Source organism: Nocardioides sp., assembly GCF_035503875.1.
Lineage (GTDB): Bacteria > Actinomycetota > Actinomycetes > Propionibacteriales > Nocardioidaceae > Nocardioides.
Genome location: NZ_DATJTA010000040.1, coordinates 1 through 13,122, shown reverse-complemented (window position 1 = coordinate 13,122; position 13,122 = coordinate 1). Strand labels below are relative to the sequence as shown.

At 73.4% G+C, this 13,122-nt stretch carries 13 protein-coding genes; 8 read left to right on the top strand and 5 right to left on the bottom strand.

Translation table 11 applies throughout. The features are described from left to right. Positions 1 to 19: 19 nt before the first annotated feature. From VMF51_RS09345 to VMF51_RS09330, 4 genes are read right to left on the bottom strand one after another with little or no spacing between them, the layout of a single operon-like run. Positions 20 to 1,126, bottom strand: coding sequence for an acyl-CoA dehydrogenase family protein (locus tag VMF51_RS09345; protein ID WP_325474150.1), 1,107 nt, complete (start codon positions 1,124 to 1,126; stop codon positions 20 to 22). 3 nt (positions 1,127 to 1,129) lie between these two features. Further along, complete coding sequence (locus VMF51_RS09340; protein WP_325474149.1) at positions 1,130 to 2,119, bottom strand: acyl-CoA dehydrogenase family protein; 990 nt, start codon at positions 2,117 to 2,119, stop codon at positions 1,130 to 1,132. Then, entirely contained in the window at positions 2,116 to 3,291 is a 1,176-nt protein-coding gene (locus tag VMF51_RS09335; RefSeq protein ID WP_325474148.1) for an acyl-CoA dehydrogenase family protein, read from the bottom strand. The genes VMF51_RS09340 and VMF51_RS09335 overlap by 4 nt, the downstream gene beginning before the upstream one ends. Next, a complete protein-coding gene (locus VMF51_RS09330; RefSeq protein ID WP_325474147.1) occupies positions 3,288 to 4,181 on the bottom strand; it encodes an enoyl-CoA hydratase in 894 nt (297 codons plus the stop codon). The genes VMF51_RS09335 and VMF51_RS09330 overlap by 4 nt, the downstream gene beginning before the upstream one ends. 110 nt (positions 4,182 to 4,291) lie before the next feature. Here VMF51_RS09330 and VMF51_RS09325 point away from each other — a divergent pair, with 110 nt between their 5' ends. From VMF51_RS09325 to VMF51_RS09315, 3 genes are read left to right on the top strand one after another with little or no spacing between them, the layout of a single operon-like run. Then, positions 4,292 to 5,473, top strand: a complete 1,182-nt coding sequence (locus VMF51_RS09325) for an acyl-CoA dehydrogenase family protein (RefSeq protein ID WP_325474146.1) — start codon at positions 4,292 to 4,294, stop codon at positions 5,471 to 5,473. Then, entirely contained in the window at positions 5,470 to 6,273 is an 804-nt protein-coding gene (locus tag VMF51_RS09320; protein ID WP_325474145.1) for an SDR family oxidoreductase, read from the top strand. The genes VMF51_RS09325 and VMF51_RS09320 overlap by 4 nt, the downstream gene beginning before the upstream one ends. Before the next feature lie 33 nt (positions 6,274 to 6,306). Continuing rightward, the gene (locus VMF51_RS09315) at positions 6,307 to 7,470 is read left to right on the top strand and encodes an acetyl-CoA C-acetyltransferase (protein WP_325474144.1); all 1,164 of its coding nucleotides are present in this window, start codon (positions 6,307 to 6,309) and stop codon (positions 7,468 to 7,470) included. A 76-nt stretch (positions 7,471 to 7,546) separates the two neighbouring features. Here the strand turns inward: VMF51_RS09315 and VMF51_RS09310 are convergent, their stop codons facing one another. Beyond that, entirely contained in the window at positions 7,547 to 8,617 is a 1,071-nt protein-coding gene (locus VMF51_RS09310) for an NAD(P)H-dependent flavin oxidoreductase (protein ID WP_325474143.1), read from the bottom strand. Between the two features lie 100 nt (positions 8,618 to 8,717). Between VMF51_RS09310 and VMF51_RS09305 the strand changes: the two genes are divergently transcribed. From VMF51_RS09305 to VMF51_RS09285, 5 genes are all read left to right on the top strand, one after another. Further along, complete coding sequence (locus VMF51_RS09305) at positions 8,718 to 9,623, top strand: SDR family oxidoreductase (RefSeq protein ID WP_325474142.1); 906 nt, start codon at positions 8,718 to 8,720, stop codon at positions 9,621 to 9,623. Positions 9,624 to 9,631: 8 nt separating this feature from the next. Next, positions 9,632 to 10,456 (top strand): MaoC/PaaZ C-terminal domain-containing protein, encoded by an 825-nt coding sequence (locus VMF51_RS09300; protein ID WP_325474141.1) that lies wholly within the window; start codon positions 9,632 to 9,634, stop codon positions 10,454 to 10,456. A gap of 43 nt (positions 10,457 to 10,499) precedes the next feature. Next, complete coding sequence (locus VMF51_RS09295) at positions 10,500 to 11,408, top strand: NAD-dependent epimerase/dehydratase family protein (RefSeq protein ID WP_325474140.1); 909 nt, start codon at positions 10,500 to 10,502, stop codon at positions 11,406 to 11,408. After that, positions 11,405 to 12,751, top strand: a complete 1,347-nt coding sequence (locus VMF51_RS09290) for an MFS transporter (protein ID WP_325474139.1) — start codon at positions 11,405 to 11,407, stop codon at positions 12,749 to 12,751. The genes VMF51_RS09295 and VMF51_RS09290 overlap by 4 nt, the downstream gene beginning before the upstream one ends. A gap of 94 nt (positions 12,752 to 12,845) precedes the next feature. Beyond that, a partial coding sequence (locus VMF51_RS09285) for a hypothetical protein (RefSeq protein WP_325474138.1) occupies positions 12,846 to 13,122 on the top strand: 277 nt, incomplete at its 3' end.

Sequence of the window (13,122 nt, the reverse complement as noted above, 5' to 3'; positions counted from 1 at the left end):
CCGCCTCCGTGATCGAGGCTCAGGCGTCGATCAGCAGGCGCCGGTGCTCGCGCGCGCTGCCGAAGAGCTGACCCGTGGCGTGCGCCCGCTTGAAGTAGAGCTGCGCGTCGTGCTCCCAGGTGATGGCGATGCCGCCGTGCAGCTGCACCATCTCCCCGGCGACCTCCGAGAAGGCGTCCGAGCACCACGCCTTCGCGGTGGCGGCCTGGGTGACCAGGTCATCGCTGCCCTGGGCGACCGCCCAGGCGGCCGACCAGGAGACCGAGCGGGCCGTCTCCACCTTGACGAGCATGTCGGCGGCGCGGTGCTTGAGGGCCTGGAAGGAGCCCAGCGGCCGGCCGAACTGCTCGCGCTCCTTCAGGTACGCCACGGTCAGGTCCAGCGCGGTCTGCGCGCCGCCCACCTGCAGGGCGCAGACGGCGACCGCCGCCTCGGCGTACAGCCGGCCGAGCAGCGCCTCGACGTCGGGGTCGCCCGAGAGCCGGGTGCCGGCGACGCCGTCGAGGGTGACCTTGCCGAAGCGCAGGGTGAGGTCGAGTCCGGGGGTGTTCACACGCTCGACGCCCGTGGCCTCGGGGTCCACCTCGAAGACGGCCGGGCCGTCGTCGGTGGTGGCGACCACGAGCAGCGCGTCGGCGCTGGTGGCGTCGAGCACCAGGGTCGAGACCCCGGTCAGCTCCCAGGAGTCACCCGCTCGTACGGCGCGGACGTCGGAGCCGTCCCGGCGCCAGCGACCCTGCTCGTCGGCCCACGCGAGGGCGGCGACGGTCGAGCCCTCGGCGATGCCCGGCAGCAGCCGCTCGCAGTCCTCGGGGCTGCCGGCCAGGAGCACCGCGCGGGCGGCCAACACGCCGGAGCCCAGCAGGGGAGAAGGTGACAGCGTCGCGCCGAGCTCCTCGAGCACCACGTGGGTCTCGAAGGAGCTGAAGCCGGCGCCGCCGTACTCCTCGGGGACGGCGAGCGCGGTCACGCCGATCTGGGAGCACAGGGTCTCCCAGAGGGCGGTGTCGTACCCCTCCTCGGTGGCGGCGGCGGTGCGGACGTCGACCTGTCCCGCCCGCTTCTCCACCAGGCTGCGCACCGCGCGCGCCAGCTCGTCCTGCTCCTCGCTCAGTCCGAAGTGCACGGGTCAGCTCCTCGCTGTCGCGGTCAGGCGGTCGAGCACCCGGGCGCGGTGCTGGGACGGGGTGCCCCAGACGCCGACCAGCGCACGGACGCGCAGGATGAAGATGCTCAGGTCGTGTTCGAGGGTGTAGCCGATCGCCCCGTGCACCTGCAGCGCCCGGCGCGAGGCGAGGTGGGCGGCGTCGCTCGCGGCGACCTTGGAGGCGGAGACGTCGCGCGCGGCGATGTCGGAACCGGCCTCGAGCTCGCGGGCGGCGCCGTGCACCAGCGGCCGGGCGAAGTCGAGCGCGACCCGGACGTCGGCGAGGGCGTGTTTGACGGCCTGGTACTCGCCGATCGCGCGCCCGAACTGGCGTCGCTGGCCGACGTAGGCGACGGCCTCGCGCAGCATCCGCTCCCCGGCGCCGACGAGGCTCGCCGCGCTGGCGAGGGCAGCGAGGTCGAGACCTCGCGCCAGGGCCGCGGAGTCGACGGCGACCGTCGCGCCCTCGGCCTGGACGGCGTGCAGGTGGCGGGACGGGTCCACGGAGGCCAGCGTCCGCGTGGAGGCGGCGGCGGCGAGGCCGTCCGCGTCGACGAGGTAGGTGTGCGTCGCGGCCTGGACGTCCAGGGCGTACGGCGTCTGCGGCGGCGCGGCCACCGTGACCCGGGCCGCCCCCTCCGCGAGCTCGCCCAGCACGCCCTCGTGCTCGGTGCCGGCCAGCAGGCTGGGCGCCAGCGCGACCGACTCGACCCACGGGCCGGGTACGCCGTGGCGGCCCAGGGCCTCGAAGGCGACCGCGACGTCGAGCGGCGTACCGCCGATGCCGCCGAGCTCCTCGGGGATCACTAGGGCGGGGACGCCGAGCTCCGCGAGCTGGTCCCACACAGCGAGACCCGGACCGGTGTCGCCGGCGCCCCAGGCGCGGGTGGCGGCCGGGACGTCGGCGGCGCCGAGGAGCCCGTCGAGGGCCTCGGCGAAGGAGCGCTGCTCCGGTGAGAGAGCGAACTTCATGCTCCCGACCTCCTGTTGTCGCCGCGGGGGAGACCGAGGATGCGCTCGGCCACGATGTTGCGCTGGATCTCGTTGGTGCCCGCGTAGATCGGGCCGGCCAGCGAGAAGAGGTAGTCGTCGACCCAGGCGCCGTCCGAGACGGCGCCCTCGCCGCGCAGCTCCTGCTCGGGGCCGAGCAGGTCGAGCGCGGTCTCGTGGAGGGCGAGGTCGAGCTCGGACCAGAAGAGCTTGTTGACGCTGCCGTCGGCGCCCATGTCCCCGCCGCCCTGCAGACGGTCGACGGTGCCCCAGGTGTAGAGCTGGTAGGCGCGCGCGCCGATCCAGGCGTCGACGACGGCGTCGCGCAGGTGCGGCGCCTCGGCGCCGCGCTCGTCCCACAGGTCGAGGAGCCGGTGCGCGGCGCCGAGGAAGCGGCCGGGGGCCCGCAGCGACAGGCCGCGCTCGTTGCCGGCCGTGCTCATCGCGACCCGCCAGCCGTCGCCGACCGCACCCAGGACGTCGGCGTCCGGGACGAAGACGTCGTCGAAGAAGATCTCCGCGAAGCCGGCGTCGCCGTCGAGCTGGGCGATGGGCCGCACGGTGATGCCCTCGGCGTCGAGCGGGAAGAGGAAGTAGGTCAGGCCGCGGTGCCGCTCGGCCGCCGGGTCGCTGCGGAAGAGGCCGAAGCCGCGGTCGGCGAACGGCGCCCGCGAGCTCCACGTCTTCTGGCCGTTGAGGACCCAGCCGCCGCGCTCGTCGTCGCGCTCGGCACGGCTGCGGATGCCCGCCAGGTCGCTGCCGGCCTCGGGCTCGGACCAGGCCTGCGCCCAGACCTCGGTGCCGTCGGCCATCGCGGACAGGAATCGCTCCTGCTGCTCGGGGGTGCCGTGGCCGAAGATGATCGGGGCCAGCAGGGAGATGCCGTTCTGGGCGATCCGGGTCGGGGCGCCCGCGAGGTAGTACTCCTCCTCGAAGATCACCCACTCGACCAGCGAGGCCTCACGGCCGCCGTACTGCTCGGGCCAGGCGACGACCGACCAGCGCCCGCCGGCCAGCGTCTTCTCCCAGGCCCGGTGGGCGCGGGCGCCCTCCTCGGTGTCCATCGAGGGCAGCCGGCCGGGGTTGTTCTCGGCCAGCCAGGCCCGTGCCTCGGCCCGGAAGGCCTCCTCGGCCTCGGTGAATCCCAGGCTCATACCTCACCATCCGCTTCCTTGTTGCTGCGCGCCATCGCGCGGGCGTCCAGTCCGGCGAGCGAGTCTCGGCCCACCTCGGCGTTGTGTGCGTGCGCAGCATGGTGCAGACCGAACACGGAGTCCATGCCCGCCCGCAGGCCCTGCAGGTCCTCGACCTGGTTGACGGCCTTCTTCGCGAGCGCGAGGCCCAGGCGGGGCATCTCGGCGATCCGGTCGGCCATCGCGAAGGTGGCGCTCTCCAGCTCCGCGCGGGGGACGACGTGGTTGACCATCCCGAGCTCGTGCGCGCGCCGCGCGTCGAACCGGCCGCCGGTGTAGAGGAACTCCTTGGCGGCACGCGGGTTCATCACGAACGCGTGCGCGAAGTACTCCACGCCCGGGATGCCCATCCGCACGACCGGGTCGGAGAAGAAGGCGTCCTCGGAGGCGATGATGAAGTCGCACGACCAGGCCAGCATCAGCCCGCCGGCGATGCAGGCGCCCTGGACCATCGCGATCATCGGCTTGGGGATCTCGCGCCAGCGCCGGCACATGCCGAGGTAGACCTCGGACTCGCGGGCGAAGCGGGAGTCCACGCCCCGCTTGTCCGCGTGGTCCCAGTGGATGACGGCCTTGCGCTCGAAGGACTCGTGGATGTCGCGGCCCGGCGTCCCGATGTCGTGCCCGCCGCAGAAGTGCTTGCCGTTGCCCGCCAGCACGATGACCTTGACCGCGTCGTCGTCGACCGCGCGCACGAACGCCGCGTCGAGGGCGTAGGTCACCTTCGAGTTCTGGGCGTTGCTGTACTCCGGACGGTTCAGCTTCACCACCGCGACGGCTCCGCGTACCTCGTAGGTCACGACCGGCTCCTGCTCGGTGCTCGTGGTCTCCGGGGCCTGCTGCACGGACATCGGTCTCCTTCTCGGGGTGGGAGCGGGAACACTACCAAACAAGTGCTTGGTTTGGTAGTGTGACGAGTCCGGGCGACACCGGCCTCCGGCGGCCGGGAAGGAGATTGATCGTGGACCTGACCCACTCCGCGGCGGACGAGGAGTTCCGCCTGGAGGTCCGGCAGTGGCTCGAGGACAACCTGGTCGGCGAGTTCGCCGCGATCAGGGGCCGCGGCGGCTCGGGCCGCGAGCACGAGGCCTACGAGGAGCGCGTGGCCTGGAACCAGCACCTCGCGAAGTCCGGCTGGACCTGCCTGGGCTGGCCCGTCGAGTACGGCGGCCGCGGGCTGAGCCTGTTCCAGCAGGTGATCTTCTACGAGGAGTACGCGCGCGCGAACGCGCCCGCGGGGGTGAACCACCTCGGCGAGACCCTCCTCGGCCCGACCCTGATCGCGCTCGGCACCGAGGAGCAGAAGAAGCGCTTCCTGCCCGGCATCGTCGACGTCACCGAGCTGTGGTGCCAGGGCTACTCCGAGCCCGGAGCCGGCTCCGACCTCGCCGGGGTGCGGACCCGGGCCCGGCTCGAGGGCGACGAGTGGGTCGTCGACGGCCAGAAGGTCTGGACCTCGCTGGCCCACCACGCCGACTGGTGCTTCGTGGTGGCCCGCACCGAGGCCGGGTCGCAGCGCCACGCCGGGCTGTCGTACCTCCTGGTCCCGATGGACCAGCCCGGGGTCGAGATCCGCCCGATCCTCCAGCTCACCGGGACCTCGGAGTTCAACGAGGTCTTCTTCGACGGTGCCCGCACCGCGGCCGACCTGGTCGTCGGCGCGCCCGGCGACGGCTGGCGGGTGGCGATGGCGACCCTCGGCTTCGAGCGCGGCGTCTCCACCGTCGGCCAGCAGATCGGCTTCGCCCGCGAGCTCGACGACATCGAGGCCACCGCGCGCCGTACCGGCGCCTGGGACGACCCGGTGCTCGCCGACCGGATCGTGCAGGCCCGGATCGGCCTGTCCGTGATGCGCACCCACGCGCTGCGCACGCTCAGTGCCTACGACTCCGGCTCCGAGGGTCCCGAAGCCTCGGTGTCCAAGCTGCTGTGGGCACGGTGGCACCGCGACCTCGGCGAGCTCGCCATGGCGGTCCGCGGTGCGGAGGCGCTCACGGTGGAGCAGGCGCCGTACGACCTCGACGACCAGCAGACCCTGTTCCTCTTCAGTCGGGCCGACACCCTGTACGGCGGCTCCGACGAGATCCAGCGCAACATCATCGCCGAGCGCGTGCTCGGCCTGCCGAAGGAGCCCCGCCCGTGAGCGCCGCCAAGCCCGAACAGCCCCTGCCCGACTACGTCCCCGGCCACGGGCTGCTCACCGGCCGCACGGTGGTGGTCACCGCGGCCGCGGGCGCCGGCATCGGCGCCGCCGTGGCCCGCAAGGTGCTGGAGGAGGGCGCGAAGGCGGTCGTCATCTCCGACACCCACGAGCGCCGGCTCGGCGAGGCCCGGCAGGCGCTGGGGGAGGAGTTCGGGGAGGACCGGGTCGCCGCGATCGTCTGCAACGTGACCAAGGAGGAGGACGTCGTCGCGCTGCTCGACGCGGCCGAGCCCTTCGGCGGCGTCGACGTGATGATCAACAACGCCGGCCTGGGCGGCACCGACGACATCCTGGAGATGCCGGACGAGACCTGGAACCTGGTCCTCGACATCACCCTGACCGGCACCATGCGCTGCATCCGGGAGGCCGGCAAGCGCTTCGTGGCCGCCGGCAAGAAGGGCGTCATCGTCAACAACTCCTCGGTGATCGGCTGGCGCTTCCAGGAGGGTCAGTCCCACTACGCCGCCGCGAAGGCGGGCGTGAAGGCGCTGACCCGCTCGGCCGCCGCCGACCTGGCGCAGTACGGCATCCGCGTGAACGCCGTCTCCCCGAGCCTGGCCATGCACCCGTTCCTGGAGAAGGTGACCAGCCCCGAGCTGCTCGCCGAGCTCAAGGGCAAGGAGGCCTTCGGCCGGGCCGCGGCCCCGTGGGAGATCGCCAACGTCATGGTCTTCCTGGCCAGCGACTACTCCAGCTACATGACCGGCGAGGTCCTCGCCGTGTCCAGCCAGCACGCCTGATCTTGAGCCATCCTGAGAACGAGGAGAACTGACATGGCTGAGGCCTACATCGTCGAGGCCGTCCGGACCCCGGTCGGCAAGCGCGGCGGCTCGCTCGCGTCCGTGCACTCCGCCGACCTCGGCGGGCACGTGCTGAGGTCGCTCGTCGAGCGCAGCGGCGTCGACGCGTCCGCGGTCGACGACGTGATCATGGGCTGTTGCGACACGATCGGCTCCCAGGCCGGCGACGTCGCGCGCACCGCCTGGCTCGTGGCCGGGCTCCCCGACCACGTCCCCGGCGTGACCATCGACCGGCAGTGCGGGTCCTCCCAGCAGGCCGTGCACTTCGCGGCGCAGGGCGTCATGTCCGGCACCCAGGACCTGGTGGTCGCCGGCGGCCTGCAGAACATGTCCGCCATCCCGATCTCCGCGGCGATGACGGTGGCCGAGCAGTTCGGCTTCACCACCCCGTTCGCGGAGTCCCCGGGCTGGCGGGAGCGGTACGGCGACGTCGAGGTCAGCCAGTTCAACTCCGCCGAGATGATCGCGGAGAAGTGGGACTGCAGCCGCGAGGACATGGAGCGCTTCGCCCTCGCCTCGCACGAGCGGGCCAAGCAGGCGATCGCCGAAGGGCGCTTCGAGCGCGAGATCGCGCCGGTCACGCTGGCCGACGGCTCGGTGTTCACCACCGACGAGTGCCCGCGCGACACCTCGCTGGAGAAGATGGCCGGCCTGAACCCGCTCGCTCCCGGCGGGCGGATCACGGCCGGCGTCGCGTCGCAGATCTGCGACGGCGCCTCGGCGATGCTGATCGCCTCCGAGCAGGCGGTCAAGGACCACGGCCTCACCCCGCGCGCCCGGATCCACCACCTCTCGGTGCGCGGCGACGACCCGATCTGGATGCTGACCGGCCCGATCGGCGCGACCAAGCACGCCCTGGCCAAGACCGGCATGAGCATCGACGACATCGACCTCTTCGAGTGCAACGAGGCCTTCGCCTCCGTCGTCCTGGCCTGGATGAAGGAGACCGGCGCGCCGCACGAGAAGGTCAACGTCAACGGCGGCGGCATCGCCCTGGGTCACCCGATCGGCGCCACCGGGACCCGGCTGATGACCGGCCTGCTGCACGAGCTCGAGCGCACCGGCGGCCGCTACGGCCTGCAGACGATGTGCGAGGGCGGCGGCCAGGCCAACGTCACGATCATCGAGCGCCTCTGACCGAGCCGCTCCGGACCGCACGAGGGCGGCCACCCCAGGTGGGGTGGCCGCCCTCGCGGCGTCCGAGCGCCCTTCCTCAGACCAGGGCGGTGCCGACCGAGGCGATCCGCTCGACCGCCTCGGCGACGATCCGGTCGACCAGCTCCTCGCACGAGGGCAGGTCCTCGATGAGCCCGACGACCTGGCCACCGGCCAGCATGCCGGCCGTGGTGTCGCCGTCGACCAGGCCCGCCTTGAGCAGCATCGGGGTGTTGGCGGCCAGGGTCATCTGCGACCAGCTGCGGTCGCTCGCCCTCTTCATCCGCCAGCCGTCGCCCGCGAACTCGCGCCAGCTCGCGCCGCTGAGCCGCTTGAACTCCAGGGTGCGCCGCGCGGTGGGGACCAGCCGCCTGAGCGGGTTCTCCTCCTCGAGGCCCTCGACGTACGCCGTGCGCAGCAGCCGGTGCGGCATGCCGTCGGCCTTCGTCGTGACCACGGTGCCGTCCAGTCCGAAGCCGAGGTACTGCGCCTTGATCGGGTCCGGGACCGCCGAGTCGCTGGTGAGCAGGAAGCGGCTGCCCATGCCGATCCCGGCAGCGCCGTACGACAGCGCGGCGGCGAGACCGCGGCCGTCGAAGAAGCCGCCGGCGGCGACGACGGGGATGTCCACGGAGTCGAGCACGCTGGGCAGCACCAGGGTCGTGGCGACCGGGCCGGTGTGGCCGCCGCCCTCGCCGCCCTGGACCATCACCAGGTCCGCGCCCCAGGAGGCGACCTTCTTCGCGTGCTTGGCCGCCCCGATCGACGGCATCACGACGATGCCGTTCTCCTTCAGCCGGGCGATCTGCTCGGGCCTCGGGGCGAGGGCGAACGACGCGACCTTGACGCCGTACTCCACGAGCAGCTCGACGCGCTGGGTGGCGTCGCCCGCGTCGGCGCGCAGGTTGACACCGAAGGGCCGGTCGGTGCGGCCCTTGACCTCGACGATCGCCTTCTCGAGCTCCTCCAACGTCATCGTGGCCGAGGCGAGGATGCCGAGCGCGCCCGCCTTCGCGGTGGCGGAGACCAGGCGGGGGCCGGCGACCCAGCCCATCCCGGTCTGGACGATCGGGTGGTCGACCCCGGTGAGTTCGGTGAGCGGGGTGCGCAGGCGCGCGGGCGTAGACATGACACGACCTCTCGGAGCGGGTTCCTTAACCTAGCACTTGCTTGGTACCCTAGCGAACGCTTGGTTTTCCCGAGTTCCCAGGACGACGATGGAGACAGACATGACTGGCATCCTGCAAGGGCGGGTCGCGATCGTGACCGGCGCCGGCCGCGGCCTCGGCCGCGAGCACGCGCTGGAGCTCGCCCGGCACGGGGCGAAGGTCGTGGTCAACGACCTCGGCACCTCCAACGAGGGCGAGGGACTGTCCGACCAGCCCGCGCACGAGGTGGTCCGCACCATCCGCGCCGCGGGTGGCGAGGCGGTCGCCAACGGTGCCGACGTGGCCGACTTCGACGCGGCCCGGGAGATGGTCGAGCAGGCCATCGAGACCTTCGGTGGCCTCGACATCCTGGTCAACAACGCCGGCTTCGTCCGCGACCGGATGCTGGTCAACACCAGCGAGGAGGAGTGGGACGCGGTGATCCGCGTGCACCTCAAGGGTCACTTCGCGCCGATGCGCCACGCGGCGGCGTACTGGCGGTCCGAGTCCAAGGCCGCTCGCACCCGCGCTGCCCGCATCATCAACACCACCTCGGGCGCCGGGCTGCAGGGCAGCATCGGCCAGGGCACCTACTCCGCCGCCAAGGCGGGCATCGCGGGGCTGACGCTCGTGGCCGCCGCCGAGATGGGCCGGTACGGCGTGACGGTCAACGCGATCGCCCCCTCGGCCCGCACCCGGATGACCGAGGGGCCGTTCGCCGACAAGATGGCCGCGCCCGAGTCCGGGTTCGACGTCATGCACCCCGGCAACGTCTCGCCCGTGGTCGCCTGGCTGGCCAGCGAGGACGCGGCCGACGTGACCGGCCGGGTGGTCGAGATCGAGGGCGGCCGGATCTGCGTCGAGAACGGCTGGGCGCACGGACCCGCCCACGACCTCGGCGAGCGCTGGAGCGCCGAGGCCGTCGGCGAGGGGCTGCGCGCGCTGCTGCGGCAGGCCCCCTCGCCCGAGCCGGTGTACGGCGCGTGAGCGCGGCCATGCCCGGGAACGTGCCGTCGAACCTGCCCGCGTCCGGTGCGCCGGCCGGGGAGTGGCTCGGCGTCGCGCTCGGCGAGCGCACGGTGAGCTGGACCGACCGCGACCCCATCCTGTTCGCGCTGGCCGTCGGCGCCCGGCCCGACCAGCTCGACCTGATCTTCGAGGACCGGCTGCGGGTGCTGCCGTCGTTCGCCCTGACCCTCGCGCAGTGGGCGCCCGACGTCCTGGGCGGCGCCGGCGCCTTCGACGTGGGCAACGCCCTGCACGGCTCGCAGGTGCTCGAGGCGCGGGCGCCGATGCCCGCCAGCGGCGAGCTGACGATGAAGGCGAGCGTCAGCGCCGTCTGGGACAAGGGGAGCGCCGCCGTCTACGACGTGACGGTGGAGAGCGACTGCTTCCTGGCGACCTGGTCGCTGTTCGCCCCGGGTCGTGGCGGCTTCGGTGGCGAGCGCGGCCCGGGTCGGCCGCCCGCGCCCGACGGCGAGCCCGCCTGGACGGCCGAGCTGCCGACCGCCGACAACGCGGCGCTGCTCTACCGGCTGCTGGGCGACCGCCACCACATCCACGTGGACCCCGAGGCCGCCGCGGGCATCGGCCAGCCGCGCCCGATCCTGCACGGCCTCGCGACGCTGTCGGCCGCCACGCTGGTGCTGGCCGAGCGGGCCGGCGCGCACCCCGCCGACCTGAGCCGGCTCGAGGGTCGCTTCGCGGCCCCGGTGTTCCCCGGCGAGACGCTCGAGGTGCGCGGCTGGGACGGCGGCGCCTTCGACGTCGCGTCCGCGCGCGGTCCCGTCCTGGCCGGCGGGCTGGCCACCTTCGCCTGACCCGCACCCCCGCTGAACGACCCCACAACCGAAGGATGTCTGGATGAAGACGCTGGTGATCGGTGGCACCGGGATGATCGGCTGCCACGCCGCGACGCTGCTGACCGAGCGTGGCCACGAGGTGACGATCGGTGCCCGGAGCGCGCCGGGCGAGGAGTCCCCGGTGGCGGGCTACCCGGTGCTGCTCGGCGACTACGCGACCGGCGGCCTCACCGAGGCCGAGCTGGAGCCGTTCGACGCGGTCGTCTTCGCGGCCGGGCAGGACGTGCGCCACGTGAAGGCCGAGGACGCGGACGCCGACTTCTGGGCGGCGTACCAGTCCGAGGGCGTGCCGGCGTTCATGGCGCGCGCCAAGCGGGCCGGCGTACGACGGGCCGTGCAGGTCGGCAGCTACTACCACATGGTCCGGCCCGACCTGGCCGAGTCGAACCCGTACGTCCGCGCCCGGCAGCTGGCGGACGACCGGTCCCGGGAGCTCGCCGACGGCGACTTCAACGTCTCGACGCTGAACCCGCCGTCCATCGTCGGCACCATCCCCGGCCGCAACGCCCGCGGCTTCGCCAAGATGCTGGCCTGGGGGCGCGGCGAGCTGACGGCCAAGGTGCCGGACGCGGCTCCTCCGGGCGGCACCAACTACATGTCGGCGCGCTCCCTCGCGGAGGCGATCGCGGGCGCGCTCGAGAACGCCGAGCCGGGGGCGGCGTACCTGATCGGGGACGAGAACCTCAGCTACCGCGACTACTTCCAGCTGGTCTTCGACGTCAGCGGCGGCGGCCGGACGCTGGAGGAGCGCGAGGAGTCGCACCCGTTCCTGCCCGACCACATGATCGTGCCGGGCCGCGGCGCGGTGATCCGCTACGAGCCCGACCCGGCCGTGGTCGAGCTGCTCGGCTACCGGCGCGGCGACGTACGGCCGATGCTGGAGGAGATGGCGCGAGCGGTCGTGCAGTGAGGCCCCTGGGCCTGCTCCGCTCGCCGCGGGGTCAGGTCCTAGTGCTGGCCCTGGCCTGCCTGGTCGGGGTGATGGCCCAGGCGAGCCTCATCCCGCTGGTGGCCGAGCTGCCCGCCCTGTTCGGGGTCACCGGCGAGGACGCTGCCTGGGCGGTGACGGTCACGATGATCGTGGCCGCCGTCGCGACACCGGTCAGCGGCGCCCTGGGCGACCGATTCGGGCGGCGCCGGGTGCTGCTCTGGTCGAGCGCGCTGGCCACGCTCGGCTCGGTGGTCTGCGCGCTGGCCGACGCCTACCCGCTGCTGGTGGCCGGCCGCTCCCTGCAGGGCGTGTCCACGGCGATGATCCCGACGGCGATCAGCCTGCTCTACCAGTCGACGAGCGGTACGTCGCTGCAGCGCGGCAGCGCGGTGCTCAGCGCGACGATGGGTATCGGCACGGCGCTCGGGGTGACCTCCTCCGCCCTGGTCGCGCAGGTCGCGGACTGGCACCTGGTGTTCTGGGCGGTGGGGGTCGTCGGGGCGATGACGACCGTGGCCGTGGCCGTGGCGGTCCCGCCGACGCGCGACCGGCCGGAGGCCGGCCCGTCCTTCGACTGGGTGGGCGCGGGCGCGCTGTCGGTCGGGCTGGTCCTCAGCCTGCTCGCCCTCACCCACGTCAGCACCTGGACCGCGGCGCGCGCGGGCGGGACGGCCGCAGCGGGACTGGTGGTGCTCGGGCTGTGGGCGCGCCATCAGCTCGTGCGCGAGCATCCGCTCGTGGACCTGCGCTCCGCGGCCCGGCGGGCGATGGTGGTCGTCAACCTGGTCGCCGTCCTGGCCGGGGTGGTGATGTTCACCCACGTCGTCGCGCTGCCCCAGCTGCTCCAGGACCCACGCTGGTCGGGATGGACGGTCCTCCAGGCCGGGCTGTGCCTGGTGCCCGCCGGACTGGCGATGATGCTGGCGGCCTCGCTCAGCGGACCCTTCGTCGCGGGCTGGGGCAACCGGGTCTCGCTCGCGGCCGGTCTCGCTGTGGCCGGGGCCGGCTACGCGGTCAGCGCGCTGAGCGTGCAGCGTCCGCTGGTGCTGGTGGGCGCGTCGGTCGTCGTCGGCGCGGGCATCGGGCTCTCGTTCGCGGTGCTCCCCGGGGCCGTGATGGCCCTGGCGCCTGCCGCGCAGGTCGGGGCGGCCAACGGCCTCAACACCCTCGCGCGCCAGGTGGGCGCCTCCACGGCCAGCGCGGTGAGCGGCGGGCTGATCGCGATGGAGGGGCTCGGGACGTACGGCGGGTACCCGTGGGTCTACCTCTTCGGGGCGGTGTGCGCCGGGGCGGGTGCGTTGGCGGCGCTCGCCGCGGACTGAGGTCGGCTGTCGGCTGCGGGGGTCTCGGCGGGCGCTCAGGACTTCGTCCTTCGCTGCTCGACCGCCGGTGGTCGAGCAGCGAGGAGCGCCGCCGGTGGTCGAGCAGCGAGGAGCGTCGCCGGTGGTCGAGCAGCGAGGAGCGCCGCCGGTGGTCGAGCAGCTAGCAACACCGCCGGTGGTCGAGCAGCTAGCAACACCGCCGGTGGTCGAGCAGCTAGCAACACCGCCGGTGGTCGAGCAGCGAGGAGCGCCGCCGGTGGTCGAGCATCGAGGAGCGCCGCCGGTGGTCGAGCAGCGAGGAGCGCCGCCGGTGGTCGAGCAGCGAGGAGCGCCGCCGGTGGTCGAGCAGCGAGGAGCGCCGCCGGTGGTCG